Below are 20,661 nucleotides of genomic sequence, written 5' to 3'. Positions count from 1 at the left end.
CGGCGGGACTTCAGGTCACGGAGCGGACGCGGCGCGCGAACCGCTCCTGGGGTTCGGTCAAGGCCTCAGACGTGTGCAGCAGGTAGGACATGACGATCGGCGGTGCGCCGGCCAGCGGTCGCACCACGATGCCGCGGCACTGGTATCCTGCCAGCCGCGCGGCGGGCGCGATGGCGATGCCGTAACCCGCGGCGACCAGCGTCATCGCCATGTCGAAGGTGCTCACGACCTGCTCGTGTGGCGCGTCGCCGATCAACCGATGCACCAGGGCCTGCCATGGCTCGTCCGCGGTAGATTGCGCACAGATGAGGGGCTGCTTTTGCAGTTCATGGCACGGTACGTCGCGATGGACCAGCAGGTGCGAACGCTTGGCGACGGCGACAGCCAGCGTGTCGTGCCACAACGGCTCGCACACCCAGCCAGGCCATTCCAGGTCCGTGGACGACAACGCGAAATCGAAGTCATCGTCCAGCGACTTGCTCGCCAGTTCCGCCGCAGCACATCGGACCAATGCAGCAGAGGTCTCCGGCTCTTCGGCACGTTGCAGTGCCAGCACGTCGGCAAGCTGTGAAGGCACCCACTCGCCGAGCACTGCCACACGGATCGCGGTGGAAGCATAGATCGATGTCACATCCAACCTCCTTCCCAAGGGCAAGAAACTCATCGCGACGGTGAAAGCATGAAGCATGCAATCGCGCTTTTGAGTTAAGTTTAACGTGGTTTATATCGAGGCAATGCTCGACGCTTTTGCTAATGCAGAAGCGCCAGATTCAGAGAGGCCGACCGACCGGCACGACCACCTACGAAGCAGAACCAGCCATCGCGTTTGGGGCCGCCGTTCGCGACGAGAGAACCAACCAGGGCATCGCCCAGGAAACGCTGGCTCACTTGGCCGGCATCGAGCGCTCGCACGTAGGCAAGATCGAGCGCGGCGAGCACACGCCCACGCTGCCCCTGATCCTCAAGATCGCCCGTGCGCTGAAATGCAGTTCTGCCCACCTGATGGCCCTGACCGAAGCCAAGCTGGCCGAACCGGCTCCTTCCAAGACTGAGGATTGAAGCCGGTCTCGCGCTGGCCGCTTTACCTATCCCTGTTCGTTATATATGTTCTGCTCAAACCGAGAGATTTTCGTCTCTTGGCATGTCGCTGGCGAGACGTAGGTAAGGGTTATCGGGTGGCGTTTCTCCGAATACGCTGTCCGGTGCCAGGAGCAAATAGCCGTGCAGTCGCCGCGATTTGCGCGGTCCCGTGACTTCGCATGTCCAGATATTCAGTCCGCTGGCTTGCTTGCGGTGCGCGGCCAGTTTCTCGAAGCGCTTCTGCACCCACTGCCAAGCCTCTAGCTTCTCCTGCCGCGCGATGCTCGCCACCTGCGGATGTTCCTGTGCGTACCGCTGGAACACGCCGGGGCTGACTAGGTAGGCGGTCCCGGCGACGGTATGCACCAGGGCCTTGGCGTCGTTGATGATGAGTTTGCGCGAGCGCACGCCATGGGTCAGCCAGGCCATGAAGTCGTCGCCGGAGGGCTCGGCCTGTGGCCGGGGTGCCGAGGTTGGCGGTGTCGGCGGCGCCATCACCGCGCTGGCCAGGGAATCTCCTTCGGCGTCTGCCCGCGCGTCGGCGACGGGCTCGGGTGGCATCGGGAGCGGCGCCGACGCGGCGGGCGCCATGTCCAGCAGGTCGAGCAGCGCCCCGACACCGTTGTCCGCCGTCGCTGCCGTCATCGGGGGCGCGACCGGCGGGGCGCCGCTGTAGGCGGGCTCTGGCCCCGTGCGTGCCGCACCAGGCGTTGCGGGAACCTGCTGCGCCACGTCCTCGTGCTCCTGCTCGACCTGCACCTGGCCGGCGAACGGAGCGGGCCGCTCGGCCGCCTCCCAGATCAATGCGGGCGAGAGTTTCAGGAACGTGAAGCTGTGCGACCAACCGGCATCGCTGGCCACCGTGGCCTTCCAGATCGCCTTGCCGTCCGGCGTGGGCAAGGCGATGCCGTGGTCCTGCAGCACGTTGAACACCGCCGTGTTGCTGGCCGGGATGCCGTCGATGCCTTGCTGCAGCAAATGGGCGCGGAGCTTGTCCGAGACGGTCTTGCTCACCAGCCAGAGTGCGTCCTGGGTCAGCCAGCCGTCCGAGGCTTGAGGTTGGTTCAGCTTGAATTCCTCCCGCAGCAGGAAGCGCAGGCCATCGAGCAGCTTGCGCTGCAAGGCGTGTTTGGGCGCGGCCAACGCCTTGCTGGGATCGCCGCCGAGTTCCTGGGCCACCGAGGCCTGATCGGCCTGCACCACCAGTTCGCCGAGCGTGCCGGCATGCTCGTACTGGCCTGCCAGCACGTACAGGAGCGCGGCCCAGAGGTCGGGGTAGCCGGCGAGCCAGTCGAAGATGCCCGGATCGAGCAGCCGGGCGTAGAGCAGCCCGGTGGCGGCACTGTGCAGCCGGTACTCGCGCTCCTTGCGGTAGCGGAAGCGGTACGGCCGCCGCAGCGGGCCGTGCCACGGATGCCAGACCGTGCCGTCCGCGTACTCCACGTGCAGGTCGACGGCGACCTTGCCAACGTCGTGCAACAGCGCCGCATAGGCGGTGCCGGCCGTCCAGGCTTCGGCCTGGGCCGCTTGCGCCTCCGGCGTGGTGCCGGCGGGCAGCAGGTGCGACTGCCGCAGCTTGAGCGCGTAGGCGACGATTTCCAGGCCGTGGTCCAGCATGCCGCCCGGGTAGGCGTGGTGGTGGCTCTCGGATGCGGGGAATTGCTGGACCAGCTCGGCGTAGCGCTCCAGCGGCGCGAGGTACAGCGATGCGAATTGCCTGCGCGACAGCGAGGTGCGCTGCCAGATGTGCTCCAACAGCTTCTGCCGCCGGGGCGTCGCCAGCAGCGATGCGGCCGGCTCGGGCCGCATCAACCCTTTGCCGGTGTCGGCGGGAGGTATGGGTGTCGGCGTCGTGCCAGAGGATGGCGGCGGCCGTTTGCGTTGGAACAGCGAGAGCATGGCGAACCCCGGACGGCGGGCCGGTCGGGGGAGCCTTTTGGCCTTTTCGGGTAGGGCCATTCCCCTTGGCCCCATTCCCTTGCCCCTTCCCCAGCCCTTTGGCCTTTGGAAGCCTTTGGATATAGGGCAACCAGGGTGTCCCGACCACAACCAATACGGAGCTGGCCCAGGCCGATTGGTGATGATGTTTCAAGGAACGGCCTGCTTTCAGCAGCCGTTGAAACAGCGCCAAAGACTGAAACGCCTCCTGCCGCTCTCCACAGCCGTCGATGACCAGCAGGATCGCCGTCAGGCCTGACCCAGCCCCTCATCGAGGGCGTTGGCCTGCGCTGCGAAGTCCGCTGGGCGCCGCTTGCGAAACGCCTCCAGATTGGCGAGCTTCCAGCGCAAGGCGGGCAATTCGGCCGCGTGCGGGCACAGCACCAGCGACCAGTCGGGCTCGGCGCGTACCAGCCCGCTCAGGAACTGTCTGTGCCCCTCGGTCAGGCGACGAGGCAGTTCCTGTCGCATCTGTGCACGAGCGGCAAGCAGCGTGTCCAGCGAGCACTCCACTTCGGTCATGCCGACGAAAGCGCGCTCGTACTCCGCTGCGATGTCCTTGTCGTTGCCGAACAGCACTTCATGCGGCGGCCGGTTATGGCCGGCGAGGTAGAGCACGAAGCACTCGACCATGCCGTCGCTGAGGCCGCCAGACCCATAGAGCTGCCAGACGTCGAACAGGTCACGTGGGTGCTGCCGGTCCAGGGCCGCCACCAACTTGCCGGCATACAGCTCGTCGCGCGCCAGGATCGGCGCCTCGAACTCGACACCGAACAGGTCGCCGGTCTTGGCGCTCAACGGCTTTCGTTCAACCGGGAGCACCGTGCCGCGGAAGACGACGTTCACCTCGATCTTGACCTGGCTGGTGTCGTTCTCGACGATCAGCTTGGTGTCACCGAGATCCTTGCTGCGCACCAGGCGCGTCTGGATGCCCAGCGGTTGCACGCGTTGCGCGATGGCGGCCAGCTCGCCGTTGATCGCCTTCAGCGCGTCGTCGCGTGCGACCTGCCAGGGCCGGTACACCACGTCGATGTCCACCGACAAGCGCGGCATATCCTGCACGAACAGGTTGATCGCTGTGCCGCCCTTCATCGCAAAGATGTCGTTGGCGAAGACCTCGGGCGTGACGGCCAGCAGCAGGCGAACGGTATCGGCGTAGTTCTTATCCATGGGGATTCAGGCTCAGCAAGGTGCCGTCGGCCAGTCGGCTCATCCAGCGTTTTTCGCTGCCGGTGCGCAGCGGATGCCGCTCCAGCAGATCCTTGACGTCGACCACCTGCGTCTCGCGTGCCCAGGTGAGGAACAGACGAACGGTCTTCACACTGGTGCAGCACGACAGCAGTTGCCCGAGCAGTTCCTTCCTCGGCGAGCGCAGGCCATCGAAGAGGTTGCGGGCCTCTTCCAGGCTCTGCTTCGTCCCGGCCTCGTAGAGCAGCTCCAGCACGGCGCGCTCGGACACGGCGACTTGCAACCGATCGGGCAGGCCGGGCGGCGTGGTCAGGGTCTTGTCGGCCAGTGCGGCATCGGGCCAGTCGAACAGGTGCGCATGGACGTAGCGTGCCGGAAAGCGCGAAGTGAACCAGACCGGCAGCTCGTAGCGGCTGTTGCCCCACAGGACCAGCGTGTCGCGGCCGAGGTTGTGGCGCACACCCTGCAGGCCCAGCGCACTCTTGCCGCCGACGTGCAGGCCGGGCACGCGCTGCTGCAGGAACTTCAGCGCCCCGTAGACGCCGAACTCGTCGTTCGGGAAGGCGTAGACGCCCTGGGCCAGGCGCACGAGCCAGCCGCCCTCGGCATAGCGCGCGGCGAGCTTGGACGACACCCCCAGCGGCGCCAGGGTGGTCAGGTCGAACGGCGCACCACGTGGCAGCGTGGTCTGCAGCCGCTTGATTACTTGATGCCGTGAATTTCCATCCATCGTGGAAAAATAGCACAGAATCCAATCAAGCGCTTCCAGAGGACAGGATTCAGCGCTGAAATTCGCCTCATCGGGTATTTTCAATGCAACTTCTAATCGCGCCTGACGGCGCCACCCCTTGACATTGTAAGGAATTTTCCTTGCGGTGATTGCCAGGAGAGCCGTCATGCCCAACGTCAAGGAACTCGCCACTGTCACGTCCAAGGGACAGCTCACCCTGCCCAAGGCGGTTCGCCAGGCGCTGGGCGTGGAGGCCGGCGACAAGGTGGCGTTCGAGTTGCGCGAGGATGGCCAGGTCGTCGTCAGCCGCGGGGAGGCAGAGCATGAAGACCCGGCTATCGGTGCGTTCCTGACCCTGCTGGCTCGTGACATCGAGGCAGGGCGAAACATCCGCGGTCTGCCCGAGGAACTGGCTCGCACAATGCTGGAGCATGCAGGCCATGAGGTTGTCCTGGGCGACGACTTCGATGGGCGCGTGGAAATCTGATGCAGCGGCACGGCTGGACCCTGCTGTTCCATGAGGGCTTCATCGAGCAGTTGCGCAAGGTACAGGCGGCCGCAGTGCCGCTCAGCGACAGCGAGCCGCAGCAGTTCGATGGCGATGCCAACGCCAAGCTGTTTCAGGCGTTGAGCCATCGGGTCATGGACGCCGTGCCGGGCGATCCCTCGCGGGATGAGTTTCGTTACTGCAACATCGCGGAGCCGGCGCACTCCAACTGGCGGTGCGCGAGGATCGGCAGGCGGTTCCGCTTGTTCTTCCGCTACGACGCGAGGGCGAAAGTCATCGTGTTCGCAGCACTCAAGGACCGGGCTACGGCGATAGCACCGAGCCGCGAACAGTCGGATGCACTGAGCAGTCAGATCGACCCGACAGTGACGAAGGTACGGAGGCAACGAATGACCAGGCCTCGCCAGGAAAGATGAATTGAACATGAGGTAGCACCATGAAGACCGCAGCACAGACAACATTCCCCGAGCGCGTGGGCCGAACCCTGGGCCGGCTGTGGCGTGGCTGCGTTCGGCTGGATCGACGTGCGATGCAGGGACTGGTGGCAAAGGGTTGGAAACCCGGTGTCGCAAAGGGCGTGATGCTGATCGTCAAGATCGCAGCGTTTGCCGTGCTGCTCTACGCTGCGTTCTGGATGGCGTTGCTGCTTCTGTGCATCGTGGTCGTTGCGAGGATGGCCTGGCAACACGACTCTGACGACGATGCCGATTTCCTCGGGCGCAAAGCGGAAGAGAGAGACCATCGTGAAGGGCTGTTCTATCACCCGGCCATGCATGACGATGATCCCGATCCGCGATTCAAAGACGACTAACGGAACGCTCTACTTTTTCACTGCACTGATCGCCACGTTAGCTCCCGAACGTCCCGCTTGGCCCGCGTCCCGAGTACCGTTGGCGAGGCCTTGAAGAACACCGCCAGCACGGACACCGACCCATCCCAACGCTGTGATCCACAAGCTGGGTAGCACGAGGAACATCGTCGCCATCACGAAGTTCAACAACATGTCCCCGAAAGCGTTGTTTAGCCCGATCAGCGGATCGAAGTTGCTGTGCGGCCGGTTCGCTCCGAACCCCCAGCCATAGAGCGCGTCGAGAATCGTCGAGTCGAGCCAGCGCGCGAGCTGGAACCAGAAGTCCACGAAGAACAGCGCGAACTCCACGCAGCTCACCGCGACCAGGGCCTTCAGCTCGTAGGTGCCGAAAACCAGCACCAGCGGGATGCAGATGACCAGCGCCATCTTGAGCAGCGACAGCACCATCGGCAGCGCCTGGCGCACCACGTCCATGGCCGGGAAAACGCCGAGCGAGCCCATCGTCATGCCGAGGTCGCCGGCGCCGCGCGTGACGATGTTGGGCAGCGTCTTTTCGATCTGCCCTCCGTAGTCGGTGTAGACCGAGCCCTGGTTCATCTTCTGCTGCTTTGGCGAGACCACGGCGCGGACCACCGAGTCGTTCACCTCCGCCTGTGACAGGAAGCCCGCCCAGCGGCCCATGCGCGTCAGCAGATCGGGGTCGACCTGGGCCAGAAGGCGCGCACGCAGGCCACTGTTGCCGTCGGACCACCATTGCTGGCACGTGGGATAGCCCCCGCCGCTGTCCACCTGAGCCAGCCCCGCATCGCGCGTCGCGTCATACGGCCAGGCGGTGCGGGGCGTGTTGGAGTGGTATGTGTCGTAGAAGCCCGTGCTGCCCAGGAAGTAGCTCGACCCGATCCAGGTGACGTCGTTCATCTGCTCGTCGGAGAGCGTGGGCCGGTTCATGAACAACTTGGCACGCGACGGGCCGTAGCAGTCGTGCACGAAGTCGCCCACCTCCTGAGCCAGCACTGGGTCGTCGATGCGGGTGGCGTCCACGTCCATGCGCATCTGCCGCAGGTCGGTGCCGCAGGGGATCGCCGCCACCGCCCCGCCCGTGACCGCCTTCGAGATCGCGTGCATGAAGAACCACCACACCGGCACCAGCGCGTTCTGGTTGTTGAGCGTCGTGTAGGCGTTGGACCAGCCCGTGTCGTTGGGTTGCGGGACGCTGACCTGGCACTGCGCAGAGCGCGTCGTGTCGAACCGGATCGTGCTGAGGTCGACCGGTATGAAGGGGATGCCGGCGAACAGGATGACGACGATCGCCACCCACACGCGGTTCTCGATGCGCATCGAGGACAGCACGCCCTTATTGCCCTCGTCGGCGCCTTCGGCGCGTGCGCGCAGCCACTCCTGCACGACGATCACAACGAAGGGCAGCGCAAACACGCCGCTGGCCACCAGGATGTTCCAGATGCCGTTGTTGACGATCCACCCGACGAGCGTCAGGTAATACTCCAGGTAGTCGGTCGTGTAGAGGGTCATGGCGTGCTCCTCGCCTCAGTCGTTCAGCCGCTGCGCAGCAGTTGGCTGCCTTCGAGCAGCACGAGGGTGACGACGGCCGCGATCTCGACGCGCAGCAGGCGCTGGTGCGCCTCGGGCGAAGGCTCGCGCTCGCGCAGGCGCCGACGCATCCACCACCAGCCGTAGGACGTGGCTGCGTAGAGCAGCAGCCGCCACACTAGGAAGTGGGCCGAGTGCTCGCGCAGCCACCGCTCCCAGCCGTCGATGCTGCCGACGACATGCACGCCGACGACGTTGACACCCGCCGCGATGCCGGCGACCGCCAGCACCCACAGCAGCGCGAGGACTACGCGCCGGTTGAACAACCAGGCGGGCCGCAGCCAGGCCCATGCGCGCGCGGCCATCAGTTGTTCCTCGGCTTCTGCACTTCCTTGAGCCGGTCGCGCGTGGTGTCGCCCTCGAAGATGCCGCGCGAGCCGGCGGCGCGGGTGCCGTGCCGCTGCACGATCGCCATCGCCGAATTGCCAGCCAGCGTGCGCCGCAGCTCTAGTTCGGTCTTGAGGTTGTTGATCTCCTGCTCCAGCGTGGTGTTCTCCCGGTCGACTGCCTTCACGGCCAGCTCGTTGGCGGCGACGTTCGGCTCTTTCTTGCCGGTCAGTAGCGTGCGCTGCAACAGCAGGGCCTTCTCCAGAACGCTCGACAGCGCGGCCTCGGACGCCAGGCGCTTGCCCAGCAGGTCTTGATCGGGCTCGTCGCGCAGCGCCTCGACCACGCCGCGCGTGATCGGCAGCGAGTTGCTGCCGGCGGCTTCGAGGTTCGCCACCGTCATCGGCGTCGAGCCCGTCACAAGGCCCTGCAGCGCCTGCAGCTTGGCCTCGTACTCTTCCTGGATCACCGGCGTCAGGCCGACGCCGGGCGTCGTCTGCGTCTTCGTGCAGGTCTCGCAGGTGCGTTGCTCGCGCTCGCCGAGCACGCGCGTTGCGAAGTCCGCGGCGGCCTGCGGCGAGGACCAGGTTTGGCAGGTCAGCCGGTTGCCGCAGGACGCGCGCGGGATGGACGAGGTGTCCGTGACGCCGCGGCTGTTCAGCAGGTTGTAGCCGGCGCGGGTCACGTCGCCGACCACCTTGATCGAACCCTGGCCCGAGCCACCTGCGTTGCTGCCCCCGACCCAGGGCACGCCGTTGTTGCCCTTGTTCGATTCGGCCTGCTCGACGGCGGACACCGCATCGGTGCTACTCACCGCATCGCGCAGCGCGAAGCCTTCGGCGAGTTGATCCCAACCGGCCTGGCCACCGGCCATGTCCGCCATCCGGTTGGCCATCGCCTTGCACGTCAGCTTGCTGCGGTCGAAGTCGAGCCGAGCTTGCAGCACGCCATTTGTCAGCAGGTTGTAGAGGCCCGGATCGGCGCGCTGGATGATCAGCGCCGGCAGAGAGGCCACCGCGCTGGTCGCGCTCTGGATCACGTTGCTCATGATCTGCTGGAAGCCGTTGGTGATGCCGTTCAACTGGTTCTGCAGCGTCGTCGTGATGCTCATGTCGCCGCAAATGAGGTTGCTGTTCCAACCAATGCCCACACCGATGCTCTGCATGTTCCCGGCGCCGCCCATGGACACGGCCCGACCGCCACCGATGCTGTAGAGCACGTCGTCGCCGATCACGCTGCCGCTCACGCCGACACCGGTCGGGTTGATGCGGGTCTGCGCCCACGCGACGCCGGCCGCGGCGGTGATGGCGCAGGCGAGCGCGATGCTGAGTGTGTAGGGCTTGGCGCGTTGCGCGAGACGGGAGATGAAAGTTTGCACGGGGGTTTTCATGGGCTTTCCTCAGTTGAAATCGACGCTGCCGAGGAAAACCTGGCCGCGGCGCTGGCAGCAGGCATAGGGCCGCCACAGCGCCCAGGCGTAGTCGCCCTGCTGCGCCTGCGTGAGGCTTCCGCTGTGCGGGAAGACAACGCAACTGTTCGAGAGCGTGGGCGTGAGCGGTTGCCACTTGCCCGTCGAGGCGTCGGTCTCCATCAGTGCGCCGGCCGGCCAGTAGCCGTCGCGGGCGTCGGCGAGCAGCGGCTGGTACACGTGGATCTGGTTGCGCCGCGTCACGACGTCGCCCGCGCGTTGCGCGACCACGGCGCCGCTCTTGTGGTCATCGGTCTGGTGCAGGAAGCCCCCGCGGGCGTACACGTTGCCCCACAGGTTCAGGCCGGTGCGCGTGCCGATCTCGCGCCGGCCGGGAATGAGCGCTTCGGGGTAGAAGGCTTCCGGGATGTTGTAGCGCCAGGCGATGGTGTCCAGCGTGCTGAGCAGGTACGGCATGAAGGCCGTGCCGGCGCCCTCGCAGGAGTAGCCGAAGGAACTCGCGAACTGGCTGAACACGTAGCCGCCGGGGTGGCCGATGACATCGGCGTTCTTGAACTTGGCGAGGTTGTTCTCGTTGTCGTGGTTCGTCGTGCCATCGCCGCCGGCCTGCGCCGTGGGATTCGGCGTGCTCATCGCGCGCACCTCGACCCAGGGGTTCTCGCCAGTGTTGCTGTAGCTCGACACCACCGCGTCCGGCACGTAGTGCCGCACCTTCACCGACGTGCGTACCGAGCAGCCGAACGTGGTGCAGAACAGCCAGTAGCAGATGCCGACGACGCGGTACTCGATGCAGTCGGGCGACAGGGCCGAGGACACGATGGTGGCGGTGTTCAGGGCGAAGCTCGATGCCGCGCCGCCCAGCAGCACCGAAGCGATGGCAAGGCGCGCGCGGCGCGACGATGCCGACAGCAGGCGCTTCATGGCTGTGTCCTCCGATGGGCTTGGATGCGGGCCACGGCGCGCGCCACGTCGGGCTCGCCGTAAACCACATACCGGCGATCGACCACGACGGCGGGCACCTTGGCGATGCCCAGGCCCCAGGCATCGGCCACACCTTGGTAGGCGGTGCCGATCCGGCGCTGCAAGGCCTGGCCGCCATCGCGCAAGCGCTGCTGCACGAGGGCAGCGGCGCGGCTGGGATCGTTGGGCAGACCGGCCGCCAGCTCGGCCTCGATGCGCTCGGGCAGGTCCAGCTCGACCACGCGGGCGCCGGACGTGGATTGCACCGGATGGCTGCTGTCGGTCACGACCAGCACGTCGGCGGCAGAAGCGACCTGGCCACACAGGGCAAGCAGCAGCCCTCCCGCGCACGCGATGCGCGTGGCCCGCAGCCGCGGGATGGAATTGAACAAGGGAGCCGTCATGGCGGGCGTCCTGGGAATGAGAGCAAGGTCCCTAGTCGAACGCCGAAGGCATGTCCGCTGCGACAAGGAATGCGCACCGCGCACACCCCGCTTTCGCCAGCGCCTCAAGGAAGAAGAACGGGAGCCGAAGCTCCCGTGTGGATCAGGCGACCGCAGCCGTGGCCGCCGAGGCTTGAACGGCGCGGCGGGCATGGGCCTGCCAAAATGGATCGACCAGCCGGCCGGCGAGCACGCGGGCACGCAGGCGCAGGCGCTCGGCCGTGCTGTGGTTGTCCCAGCCAGCTTCGTAGGAAGCCTCGCCGCGCAGGTCATCAACCTGCTTCGCGACGTCGGCGGCTTCCGCATCTGAGGCGGTGGGTTCGCACCAGCGGATGCGGCTGCCGCACTGCACCTCGCTGGAGACAACCAGCCGATCGAGCGAATCGCGGATCAGGACCAGCTCCGGCCTAAAGTCCAGCGCCTCGATCTCCGATCTCAGATCGAACTCGTCTTTTGACAGTTCGTCCGCTGCGAGGGCCAGGGCCTCCTCGATCAGGCCGTGTTGGCCCAGCTCAAGGATGTGAGGTGTCCACCAGGTCCCGAAAACGGGATCATCCTCGGGGTACTCGATGTAGCCTTGGCAGGTGATCGTGAACTGGCGCCAGAACACATCCTCGCGGATGAAGGTTCCGGCGCGGTAAGGCGTGGCCACGAAGGTCACACCATCAACAACATGGATCTTGGGTTGCATGGCAGTCTCCAAAGAAGGTGCGGAAGCGCCATGCCGCCCCTGCGGGCGTGGGCGACCCGCGTGGGATAAACAACAAGCGAAGGAAGAACAGGCATCCGCCACCGCAGCGCGGCGGCTGTTCGCGTCGAGGGATGCGAAGCGAACGGGGTCGATCAGCGCGGCCGGGGGCCGCGGCGTAGCCTTGAAGATCGGGGCTACCTGGGCATGTCGCCGAGGGACTCGGCAGGCATTTCCTTCGATGCGGTCTCGGTGGTGCCGCCGGCCGCCAGCAGGTCGATGGCCGACAGCAGCGCATCGCCTTCCACCGGGCCATGCAGCAACAGCGTCTTTCCGGAATGGCGGTCCCGCAGGCGCAGCGTGGGCGTGACCTTGATGCCCTCCTGCGCGGCGATCGCCGACTGCGCGCGGATCAGCGCATCGGGACGGTCGCTGTCGAGGCATTGCTGGGCGGCGGGCGTGATGCCGGGATAGCCCAGGCCCTCGGGCAGGCCCTGGCCGTCGCCGCGGGTATGCGCGTAGACCCACTCCACGGCGTGCCAGAAAGCGGCCGGGCCGCCGGCCTCGCCGACACACTCGACCAGGCGCGCATTGGCAGTCGCCGCAGGCTCATGCGTGGTCAGCGGCAGGTGCTGCCACTGCCAGTTCACCTCGGGGTGAGCATCGATCCACTGTTTGAGCACCGCGAAGTAGGCGCGGCAGAACGGACATTCGAGGTCGGCGTACTCCACCACCGTGAAGCGCGCATCGTCGCGCCCGTAGCGCCACGGCGGGCCGGTGGTGGTGGCGGATGCCGGCGCGGGCGCCGGTTTGAAGTCGGCCGACGTGGAAACGTCTTCAGCGATCGGCGCCTGTGGCTGCATGCCTAGCCAGACCGCTGCGATCAGCGCGACGACGAGCAGCACGGCGACCAGTGCGACCGGGCGGGATGGAATGAAGCGAGCGATCCGCATGGTGTTCTCCCCTCAAGCCAGTGCACCGATCGCCAGCGATTCGATGCCGCGAGCACGGTCGATCTTCTCGGCGATCTTGAAGGCCGCATCCAGCTCGCCGATGCCGTGCTGCTGCATCAACTGGAAGCGTTCCGCCTTCTCCTCGGGCTCGGTCTGAGCCAGCGCCAGGTAGAGGCTGGGAGGCACCGCACGGAACAGCACTTCCATGCTCTTGGAGAGAATCACGCCCTCAGTGAACTTGCCGGCCTCCTTGCGCGCGGAGAGCATCAGCGCCTTCTGCGCCGGGTTCAGCTCGCGGAAGCGCGCAATCTTCTCCACCTCGTCGGGCGGCATCGACAGGCAGATCCACCATTCGATCATGTTCAACATGGGCTCGGCCGCCTTCGGTAGGTCGTCGATGTTCTGCGTCGCCAGCCAGTACCAGGCGCCGAGCTTGCGCCACATCTTCGTGATCTTCACGACATAGGGCGCGAGCAGTGGGTTCTTGGTGATGATGTGGCCTTCATCCGTCACGTTGATGATCGGCCGGCCCAGGAACTGGTCGCGCTCGGCGATGTTGTTCACCGTGTTGATGAGGCTGATGTACGAGATCGAGAGCTGGGCGTTGTAGCCCTCGCGCGCGAACGTGGCGAGGTCCACGATGGTGATGTCGGCCTCGGGCCAGGGCGTGCCGGACCGGTCGAACATCTCGCCGTCCACGCCCTGGCAAAACATATCCATCGCGTCCGCCATCTCCAACAGCCGTGCGCGGCGCACCTCCGGCAGCGAGGTATCGCGGGCGCGCTCGCGCAGCGCGTCGCGCACGTCGCGCGTGAGCACCGTGCGCCGGTCGGCCACGCAAAGCTGGGCCGCATCGAGGATGCACTGGCGGATCAGGCTGCGGTCGGCGCGCGTCATGCGCGCTTCTTCCTTGTCCTCGCCGCCGGTGATCATCAGCCGCGCGGTGATCTCCAGCTCGCCGAGCACGTCGCGCTGCTCGTCCACCTCCTCGCTGCGGCTTACCGCCTGCGCGACAGGCTCCTGGTCCTCGTCCAGCGCATCGGCGTCCAGCGTCTGCACCTGGCTGGGCGTGTCGACCAGTCGGTGGGCATCCGCGAACGGCGCGAGGCTGACGCCGGCGCCGGGAGCGAGCTTCACGCGATGCACCTTGAGGCCGAGCCGCGTGGCGAAGTCGCCGAACAGACCGAAGCTGTTGCCAGCCTCCACGATGAACAGCCTCGGCCGATAGATGGCCGTGACCTGGTTCAAGATGTTGTTGAGCGTTGCCGACTTGCCAGAGCCGGTCGGCCCGAACAGGAACAGGTGCGCGTTCATCTGGCGGTCGAGCCGGTTCAAGGGATCGAAGGTGATCGGCCCGCCGCCGCGGTTGAAGAACGTGATGCCCGGATGCCCCGTGCCCTGGCTGCGGCCCCACACCGGCGCAAGGTTCGCAGCGTGCTGCGCGAACATCAGTTGCGTGTACCACTGGCGCTTGTCCAGCGCCGGATCGAACACGCACGGGAGCCAGCGCAGGTAGCTGTTCAGCGGCGCCACCTCGTCTTCCTCGCGCACCGGCTGCAGGCCGGCGTTGAGCATGACGTTGATCAGTTGCAGGCCGCGGGCGTCGAGCTGCGCCAGGTCGCGCCCGCGCAGGTAGAAGGCGAGCGCGCCGCGGTACAGTTTGTGCGCGCTGCCGATCAGCCCGCGCGCTTCCTGCACGTCGCGGCGCGTCTGCTCCGAGGCCAGCGTCTCGCCGACCGACTTCTTGCTCAGGTGGTTCAGGTGAGCTTCGAGCACGTCCTGCGGCGCCGCGACGACCGTCAGGCACATCACCGTGTCCTCGGGCATCTGGTCGAACAGCGCATTGACCGCATCGCCGCCCTTGCGGGTTTCGCCGGTGACGTGGCCGGTCGCTGGCGGCATGCGCAGCCGGTCCATCACGATGACCCGGTGCGGCAGGCCATCGAACAGCCACGTACCGTTCGCCACGTCCGAGCGCGGCTGGCCGAAGAACAGGCGCTGTCCGAAGTCGTCACTGGCCAATTCGATCTCTCCGTCTTCGGCTTGCTCGGGATAGCGCGTGAGCGCATAGAAGCGCTCGCGGTCGTCGGCGCTGGGGCCGAGCAGCGTCGGATGCGGGTTGAACCAGCGCAGCAGCCAGTCGTGGATGTCGGCCGCCTCCATGCGCCGGGATTTCACGCCTGCGTTGGCGAGGCCGCCCACCAGCCGGTCGCAGATCGTCGTCAGCGCCTGCTCGGGCGACTGGCCGCGCCGCGATGCGGTCGCCGTGTTAGCACGCCGGTAGACCACCATGCGCACGCGCCGCACCTGGCCGCGCCACGGCAGGCGCGTCACGGTCGTGTCCTCGAACAGGCCCCCGGGCTTGGCGATGGCGCGCAGGTGGTGTGCGAAGAACCTCACGTAGAACTCTGTGAAGGTGCTGCCCTGCGCGCGCGGCCGCACGTAGTCGGCCAACCCGCGCAGGTAGTTGTCCCAGGTCGATTCGTCCTGGGCGTAGAGCTGCACCACCCAGGGGTTCTCGTCGAGTTCGTCGAAGGAGTCCTGCAGCGCGTTCTCCAACGCATCGCGCGCCTGCCACAGCCAGGCCATCTCGCGGCCCTCGGTGCCCACCGGCGCCAGCTCGAAGAAGCCAGCCACCGATTGGCCGTCTTCCAGCAGCATGCTCTTGGAATCCGGCAGGTACTCCACCCAAGGCAGCAGGTCGGCGAAGGACGGCGCCACGCCGTAGAGCGCTTGCAGGTCCGCCTCGGTGGCCGGTCGGCGCGGCCGGTCGTCCGCTGCGATGCCCGGCTCGGGGATGCCGTGCGACGCCATCATCGTGACATGCTGCGACCAGGCGTCATCGGCATCCAGGTCGGGACCAGCAGACGTCAGGGCCTTGCGCGGCCAGGGCAAGGGCCAGGCCATCAGTAGTCCTCCAGGCGTTCGCCGGGCATCGCGTACTGCACGCGCTGATACAGGGGAAAGACGGTGGTGTAGCCGGGCACCGGCACCGGATCGCTGCCGGCCAGGTGCGGAAACACGTACATCACCAGGTCGGGGTTCGGCAGCCGGTGGAACTGGCGGTAGATCTCGTTGGCCGCGGTGCGCGTGTAGGCTGCTGCGGCGGCAGGTGCTGCCTGCACGTCGGCCTCCGTCAGCGGCCGGCGCAGGCCCTGGCGTGCATCGAGCAGTTGCCGTGCAGCCTGTCCGCCACCCGCAGCGCCACCGGCGCTGCCGCCCGTCTCCTGGTTCCACACATCGAGCATGGTGTGATCGCCGTGCGGCAGCAGCTTGTCCTTGCTGGTGGCGCAGCCACCCAGCACCACGGCCGCGCACAGGATCGCGGCCGATTCAATCCAAATCCGACGCATGCTTGCCTCCGATGCGGTGATTGACCCGGCGCCCCTTGGCGTCGTAGTCGATGTTGAGCGGCTGCTCCAGGTGCACGGCGACCTTGGCGCCGGGGCGCACGTAGACCGCGGCGAAGGCCTGCCCATACAGCTTGTTGACCCAATCGGCCATGTCGCGCACGCCACCGGCCAGGATGCGGCCCATCGCCTCGTTGCCGCTGATGCCCACGGTGCCGAGCGAGCCGTTGCTGTTGGCGACCACGGCCACGCTGCCGTTGTCCGACTTGATGAGGGAGGCTGCGCCGGCACCGGCCGCGGTGATGAGGGCCTGCGAGCCCAGGTACTGCTGCGCGTTGCTGCGCCGTTCGCCGCTGACGCAGGGGATGCCGTAAGGATCGCTGATCCAGCCCAGGCCGCCGTGCGTGATGCTGTTCGCGTTGCCGCCCGAGCCACCGCCGCCATTCTGGTTGCGGTTGCCGTCCTCCGGAATGGTGCGCACCGTGCCGTCGTTGAAGACGAACGTGACAGAGCGAATCTGTCCGCGCACGCAGGAAAGTGTCCAGTCGCCCGAGGCCGTGCCGCTGACCACCGCGCCCGCCACGTCGGGGATGTCGATGCCGTTGGCGGTCAGGTTGTCCGGGCCGATCAGCACCTTGAACGGGTACGGGTCGTTGACCGTGCCGTCGATCGGCACGCGGCCGATCAGCGCGGTCATCGCGATCGAGCCCATCAGCGTCGAGTTCGACGGCACCGTGTAGACCGGCTTGGCCGACGCGCCCACCGCGCGGCTGCCGGCGTCCGCCACGGTGCTGGCCACGTTGTCGGCCGTGTCGGAAAGCGTCTTCTGCGCCGGCCCGAAGCTGGTCGGGAAGTTCAGGGCGCCGCCGCTGCCGTTCTTCGCCGAGGGCTTCGCGTCGTCCGGTTCCACCCAGCGCGTGCCGCTGGCGCTGCGCGCGGCGCCGCCCTGGGTGCCGCCGAAGCCCTTGCCGTCGCCATCCTCCAGGCCCAGCCCCACCGGCAGGTCGGCCTGGCCGCCCTTGCCGGAAAGCCCATCCAGGCGCCGCTGCAGGTCTTGCAACAGGCCCTGGGTCTGCTGGCGGTCGCCGGCCAACTGCTCGCGGTCCTGCTGCAGGCGGCCGCGCTCGCCTTCGAGCGCGGACTGGATGCGCTGGTCGATGGCGCTCTCCCGCGCGCGCATGCGCTCGTTCTCGCTCTTCTGGTTCTTGTTGTCGTTGAGCGCCGTCTGTAGCTCATTGCGCAACTGCTTGACCTGGGCCACCAGCGTCGCGACGGTATCGCGCGGCGTGTCGCCCTCGATGCCCAGCGCCTTCATCTCTTCGGGCGTGAGTGGGTTGGCGCTGCCGGCCGGAACGGGCTTGGCGCCGCGATCCCCGGAGAACATCTTGATGCCGACGAACAGCAGCACCAGCGCCATCGGGATCAGCAGCCACTTCAGGAGGGGATTACTTTTCATGGCGGGCACCTCCTTCGGCCTGGCCGGCCGCCGCAGCCGGCGGCAGGTTCACCGTCGCGTCGATCGGTGAGAGCTTGGGCAGCAGCGACTCGGCCAGGCCGTGGCCACGGGTAACGAGGTAGACCACCGTGGTGTCGGCGGCGCGGCCGGCCGGCGCCAGGTTCGGGTGCTGGAAGGTCGCGGCGAGAAAGTCGCCCTGCAGCGCGCGGGGATCGAGGTCGAGCCAGCGCCCGGAGGCGTTGGTGAGCTTCACCGCCGTCACCCACTGGTCTTCGAGCCGCCAGGCGGCCAGCGCCTGCGCACGCACCGGCAGCGTCGGCACCAAGGTGGACAGCTCCAGGCCGCGCCGCAGGTTGACGCGGCCGATGCCAGGCACGGGCTCCACGGTGCGCAGCGGCGCATAGAGGTTCTGCGCCGCATAGCGCGTGAGCACGACCGCCACCGGCGTAGCGCGCTTCGCAGCAGGTGCCGTGCGTTCAGCATCGTCGTCCGCCGTCGCCCCAGGCCTGGCCGGCTCGCCGTAGCGCGTGGCCGGCACGTCGCCTTCCACGATGCGCACGGGTTCGAGCGCGGGTTGGCCCGCCTTCGCCGGCTCGGCCGCGATGTCCAGCAGGATCAGCGCGCCCGATTCCACGTCCTGCAATTGCAGCCGCGTGGGCGGGATCGGCGCATTGGCGCGCAGGTAGATCGCGCCCCCGGCGCTCTGCACGCGCAACTGTTCGCCAACGGTGGGTGGAACGCCGATGCGCACGTTGCGCTCGACGAACACCACGCGCTCCTGGGCGACAACGAGCGGCACCGCCAGCGGCAGGCGCTCCCAGCGCAGGATTTCGACGGCATGGACTGCAGGCACGAAAGCCAGGCACAGCAGCAGGCCGGCCAGGGCCGCCGCAGATGAACGCTTCACGAGGGACTTCATGGGGTGTCTCCCTGCAGGTTGGAGCCAGCGCTCGCGGCCCGGCCGGGCGGCGCCGCAGGCGGCGGGGTTTCGATGCGCTCCGGCGCGCGCGCATGGCAGTCCAGCGCCAGGCCAAAGGGGTTGCGCTCGGGGTCCACGTCCATGCGCACGACCTTGAGCGCGTAGCGCACGAGCGCGCGCTTGACCTGCTCGGCACCCAGGTACTCGTCGGCGCTCACGTCGAGCGTGACGATCCAGTTGTTGGCCGACACAGTGCGCACGCGCATGGCCGAGTCGTCGCCGTAACCGCGACCCGGAATCTCGTAGATGCCGCGCACGCGCTGACGCAACTCGCCATTGCTGCGCCGGAATTCGTAGTCTTGTTGCAGGAAGGCGCGGCAGCTCGGCGTGAAGTACGCCGACAGCGCATGCAGGTTGCGCGGGTAGTCCTGCTCGCCGTTGGTCGGCCAACGTTGGGCTTGCTGCCAGATGTAGAAGGTGAAGGCGTAGACGCTCTCGGGCGGAACGTCCCACCACTTGCGCGTGCTGCCCGAGCGCAGGTCGGGCGGCACGTGGATGGTCAGGCTCTTGGGCGCGCTCCACCAGCCGAAGCCAAGCAGCAGCGCTACGATGAAAAGCGCAGCGCCGGCCAGGCGCAAGGTCTTCACGTGCGCCTGCAGGTGCGCGACCTCGTTCTTGAATCGGCTCATGGTCTACCTCGACGCAGGGACGGGTCAGGCCGCAGGCGCCGCGTGGACCACCAGCCCGAACGGGTGATGAGCTGGCTCCCGCCCGTATGCGCGGTCAGCACGGGGTAGCACAGCGCGAGGCGCCACTGGAGCTGGCGGTACAGCCAGGTGTCGGGCCGGCCGCGTTTCCACCGCCGCAGCAGGCCGCCGCCCACGAAGACGCCGATGCCGATGCCGGCGACGATCAGCGTGGGCACCATCGCGATGCTGTGCGTCAGCCAGGCCAGCGGCACGCCGACCACGAGGCCGGCCGTGCCGGACAGGCCGGCGCAGACCCACAGCTCGTCGGCCGTGAGCCCACGCACGACCACCGGATGGCGGTTGAGGCGGTGCGGCAGGAAGGTCACGAGCCCGTCGCGCGACGGACTCTCCAGGGAGCCGGCCATCGTTGCCGGGCCTTACAGGACGCCGGTGGCCTTGGTCAGCAGCCAGATGCCGACGACCAGCAGGATCGCGCCCACCGCTACGGTCAAGCCGAACTGGCCCCAGGTCGCGCGGCCGGTGTGGATTTCGGCGTAGCGCGTGTAGGCGTGGTAGCAGACGCCGACGAACATCGAAGCGACCACGAGCAACGCCACCAGCAGCACGATGTCATAGCCGTAGTTCTGCAGCGTCTGCATGATGCCGCTGCCAGTGCCGCGCGACGGGTCTTCCAGTGTGGGAAGGTCGGCGAACGACGGCAGCGGCGTGGCGGCGATGCCCAGCGGGATCAGCAGCGCAGCGAGGCGCGCGGCGGGCCGCGACGTGGGGCGGCGAGAAGTAGCGGGAGCGTTCATGGCGAAGTACCTTTCATGGGGTCAGGACAGGAGGAAAAAGCCCAGCACCAGGTACATCGCGACGAAGCGCACGATGACGCCGAGGAACTGGCGTTGGGTCAGGTGGTGTTCGGCCCAGCCGACATAGGCGGTGCGCATCGCCCACACGCCCCACAGCAGCAGGACGGCGAAGACGAAACCGAGCACGACGGTGGAGACGGCCCCGGGCGCGAAACCGCCATTGGCCGTGAAGGCGGCGACCTGATCGGCGGAAGGCGTCATGGCGACGGCGCCTCCTTGGCAGGCGTCGCGGTGGTTGCATTGCTGCGCGTGTAGTCGCCGGCCAGCAGCGGCACAGGATCGCGCGGCTGGGCGCGTTGCGGAACGAGGTAGTCGTGCACGCCGGTGCGCACGCGCTCCAGATCAGCACGCAGCCGCGCGTAGTCAAAGTGGTAGCGGGTGCGCTCCTGCGGCGCGGTGGCGGCGGCTCGCTCGGCGAGGCGGTCCAGTAGGTCGAGCTGGCGCGTCACCGCGGCGAGCATCTCGCGCTCCGCGGCGTTGTCGGAGGCATCGGCGGCGATGGCGGGCTGCAATCCGGCAGCGGCAAGCAGAAGCGCGACAAGACGCACGGTCCAGGGTGCCGCGACGGCAAAGCGCCGAACCTGCGCGGGATTGCGAGTGGTTTCCATCGAGCCGTTCTCCGAGGGATGCGGATGGCTTGATGCTCAAACGGCCGGTCTTCCGGTGCCGCAATCAATCGGAACCGGCCCGCCACCGCTTTCCGCGACGG

The 20,661-nt window shown here is 67.3% G+C and carries 24 protein-coding genes; 4 read left to right on the top strand and 20 right to left on the bottom strand.

The features are described 5' to 3' along the window. Window positions 1-10: 10 nt before the first annotated feature. Window positions 11-631, bottom strand: coding sequence for a substrate-binding domain-containing protein (locus tag V8Z74_RS16850; protein WP_232516462.1), 621 nt, complete (start codon window positions 629-631; stop codon window positions 11-13). A gap of 122 nt (window positions 632-753) precedes the next feature. Here V8Z74_RS16850 and V8Z74_RS16845 point away from each other — a divergent pair, with 122 nt between their 5' ends. Further along, a complete protein-coding gene (locus V8Z74_RS16845; protein ID WP_096450650.1) occupies window positions 754-1,059 on the top strand; it encodes a helix-turn-helix domain-containing protein in 306 nt (101 codons plus the stop codon). 54 nt (window positions 1,060-1,113) lie between these two features. Here the strand turns inward: V8Z74_RS16845 and mobH are convergent, their stop codons facing one another. The 3 genes from mobH to V8Z74_RS16830 all read right to left on the bottom strand — a co-directional run bounded on the left by mobH (window position 1,114) and on the right by V8Z74_RS16830 (window position 4,936). Then, window positions 1,114-2,979 (bottom strand): MobH family relaxase, encoded by a 1,866-nt coding sequence (gene mobH / locus V8Z74_RS16840; RefSeq protein WP_096450652.1) that lies wholly within the window; start codon window positions 2,977-2,979, stop codon window positions 1,114-1,116. 288 nt (window positions 2,980-3,267) lie between these two features. After that, complete coding sequence (locus tag V8Z74_RS16835) at window positions 3,268-4,188, bottom strand: nucleotidyl transferase AbiEii/AbiGii toxin family protein (RefSeq protein WP_096450654.1); 921 nt, start codon at window positions 4,186-4,188, stop codon at window positions 3,268-3,270. Next, window positions 4,181-4,936 carry a type IV toxin-antitoxin system AbiEi family antitoxin domain-containing protein gene (locus V8Z74_RS16830; RefSeq protein ID WP_096450656.1) on the bottom strand — a complete coding sequence of 252 codons (756 nt, stop codon included), beginning with the start codon at window positions 4,934-4,936 and terminating at the stop codon, window positions 4,181-4,183. Before V8Z74_RS16830 ends, V8Z74_RS16835 begins: the two co-directional genes overlap by 8 nt. Before the next feature lie 166 nt (window positions 4,937-5,102). On the opposite strand from V8Z74_RS16830, the gene V8Z74_RS16825 reads away from it, so the two are divergent. Genes V8Z74_RS16825 through V8Z74_RS16815 form a run of 3 tightly spaced genes read left to right on the top strand, consistent with a single transcriptional unit; the run spans window position 5,103 to window position 6,255 of the window. Beyond that, the gene (locus tag V8Z74_RS16825) at window positions 5,103-5,423 is read left to right on the top strand and encodes a type II toxin-antitoxin system PrlF family antitoxin (RefSeq protein ID WP_096450658.1); all 321 of its coding nucleotides are present in this window, start codon (window positions 5,103-5,105) and stop codon (window positions 5,421-5,423) included. After that, complete coding sequence (locus tag V8Z74_RS16820; RefSeq protein ID WP_096450660.1) at window positions 5,423-5,860, top strand: type II toxin-antitoxin system YhaV family toxin; 438 nt, start codon at window positions 5,423-5,425, stop codon at window positions 5,858-5,860. Before V8Z74_RS16825 ends, V8Z74_RS16820 begins: the two co-directional genes overlap by 1 nt. 20 nt (window positions 5,861-5,880) lie before the next feature. Continuing rightward, on the top strand, window positions 5,881-6,255 hold the full coding sequence (locus V8Z74_RS16815; protein WP_096450662.1) for a DUF3742 family protein: 375 nt from the start codon (window positions 5,881-5,883) through the stop codon (window positions 6,253-6,255). Window positions 6,256-6,264: 9 nt separating this feature from the next. Here V8Z74_RS16815 and V8Z74_RS16810 read toward each other — a convergent pair whose 3' ends face one another. The 16 genes from V8Z74_RS16810 to V8Z74_RS16735 form a co-directional block, all read right to left on the bottom strand. Next, window positions 6,265-7,785 (bottom strand): conjugal transfer protein TraG N-terminal domain-containing protein, encoded by a 1,521-nt coding sequence (locus V8Z74_RS16810; RefSeq protein WP_096450664.1) that lies wholly within the window; start codon window positions 7,783-7,785, stop codon window positions 6,265-6,267. Window positions 7,786-7,808: 23 nt separating this feature from the next. Beyond that, the gene (locus V8Z74_RS16805; protein WP_096450666.1) at window positions 7,809-8,168 is read right to left on the bottom strand and encodes a hypothetical protein; all 360 of its coding nucleotides are present in this window, start codon (window positions 8,166-8,168) and stop codon (window positions 7,809-7,811) included. Beyond that, the gene (locus tag V8Z74_RS16800) at window positions 8,168-9,580 is read right to left on the bottom strand and encodes an integrating conjugative element protein (protein ID WP_198363181.1); all 1,413 of its coding nucleotides are present in this window, start codon (window positions 9,578-9,580) and stop codon (window positions 8,168-8,170) included. The genes V8Z74_RS16805 and V8Z74_RS16800 overlap by 1 nt, the downstream gene beginning before the upstream one ends. 9 nt (window positions 9,581-9,589) lie before the next feature. Then, complete coding sequence (locus tag V8Z74_RS16795; RefSeq protein ID WP_096450668.1) at window positions 9,590-10,540, bottom strand: TIGR03756 family integrating conjugative element protein; 951 nt, start codon at window positions 10,538-10,540, stop codon at window positions 9,590-9,592. Continuing rightward, window positions 10,537-10,983, bottom strand: coding sequence for a TIGR03757 family integrating conjugative element protein (locus tag V8Z74_RS16790; protein WP_096450670.1), 447 nt, complete (start codon window positions 10,981-10,983; stop codon window positions 10,537-10,539). The genes V8Z74_RS16795 and V8Z74_RS16790 overlap by 4 nt, the downstream gene beginning before the upstream one ends. A gap of 142 nt (window positions 10,984-11,125) precedes the next feature. Then, on the bottom strand, window positions 11,126-11,713 hold the full coding sequence (locus tag V8Z74_RS16785; protein ID WP_096450672.1) for a hypothetical protein: 588 nt from the start codon (window positions 11,711-11,713) through the stop codon (window positions 11,126-11,128). A gap of 194 nt (window positions 11,714-11,907) precedes the next feature. Then, window positions 11,908-12,663 (bottom strand): DsbA family protein, encoded by a 756-nt coding sequence (locus V8Z74_RS16780; protein ID WP_096450674.1) that lies wholly within the window; start codon window positions 12,661-12,663, stop codon window positions 11,908-11,910. 12 nt (window positions 12,664-12,675) lie between these two features. Continuing rightward, window positions 12,676-15,570: a conjugative transfer ATPase gene (locus tag V8Z74_RS16775; RefSeq protein WP_096450676.1), complete on the bottom strand. Its 2,895-nt coding sequence runs from the start codon at window positions 15,568-15,570 to the stop codon at window positions 12,676-12,678. Then, the gene (locus tag V8Z74_RS16770) at window positions 15,570-16,016 is read right to left on the bottom strand and encodes a TIGR03751 family conjugal transfer lipoprotein (protein ID WP_096450678.1); all 447 of its coding nucleotides are present in this window, start codon (window positions 16,014-16,016) and stop codon (window positions 15,570-15,572) included. Before V8Z74_RS16770 ends, V8Z74_RS16775 begins: the two co-directional genes overlap by 1 nt. After that, complete coding sequence (locus V8Z74_RS16765; protein ID WP_096450680.1) at window positions 15,997-17,469, bottom strand: TIGR03752 family integrating conjugative element protein; 1,473 nt, start codon at window positions 17,467-17,469, stop codon at window positions 15,997-15,999. Before V8Z74_RS16765 ends, V8Z74_RS16770 begins: the two co-directional genes overlap by 20 nt. Further along, window positions 17,459-18,388: a TIGR03749 family integrating conjugative element protein gene (locus V8Z74_RS16760; RefSeq protein WP_267966273.1), complete on the bottom strand. Its 930-nt coding sequence runs from the start codon at window positions 18,386-18,388 to the stop codon at window positions 17,459-17,461. Before V8Z74_RS16760 ends, V8Z74_RS16765 begins: the two co-directional genes overlap by 11 nt. Further along, a complete protein-coding gene (locus V8Z74_RS16755; protein ID WP_096450682.1) occupies window positions 18,385-19,077 on the bottom strand; it encodes a PFL_4703 family integrating conjugative element protein in 693 nt (230 codons plus the stop codon). Before V8Z74_RS16755 ends, V8Z74_RS16760 begins: the two co-directional genes overlap by 4 nt. Continuing rightward, window positions 19,074-19,502, bottom strand: a complete 429-nt coding sequence (locus tag V8Z74_RS16750) for a TIGR03750 family conjugal transfer protein (RefSeq protein WP_096450684.1) — start codon at window positions 19,500-19,502, stop codon at window positions 19,074-19,076. The genes V8Z74_RS16755 and V8Z74_RS16750 overlap by 4 nt, the downstream gene beginning before the upstream one ends. A 12-nt stretch (window positions 19,503-19,514) precedes the next feature. Beyond that, complete coding sequence (locus tag V8Z74_RS16745; RefSeq protein ID WP_096450686.1) at window positions 19,515-19,892, bottom strand: TIGR03745 family integrating conjugative element membrane protein; 378 nt, start codon at window positions 19,890-19,892, stop codon at window positions 19,515-19,517. 21 nt (window positions 19,893-19,913) lie between these two features. After that, complete coding sequence (locus tag V8Z74_RS16740) at window positions 19,914-20,153, bottom strand: TIGR03758 family integrating conjugative element protein (RefSeq protein ID WP_096450688.1); 240 nt, start codon at window positions 20,151-20,153, stop codon at window positions 19,914-19,916. Next, a complete protein-coding gene (locus V8Z74_RS16735) occupies window positions 20,150-20,560 on the bottom strand; it encodes an integrative conjugative element protein, RAQPRD family (protein WP_096450690.1) in 411 nt (136 codons plus the stop codon). Before V8Z74_RS16735 ends, V8Z74_RS16740 begins: the two co-directional genes overlap by 4 nt. Window positions 20,561-20,661 lie beyond the last annotated feature (101 nt).

This window comes from Comamonas sp. w2-DMI (assembly GCF_040187735.1).
Taxonomy (GTDB): Bacteria; Pseudomonadota; Gammaproteobacteria; order Burkholderiales; family Burkholderiaceae_C; genus Comamonas; species Comamonas terrae.
This window is presented reverse-complemented; position numbering and strand designations above follow the sequence as displayed.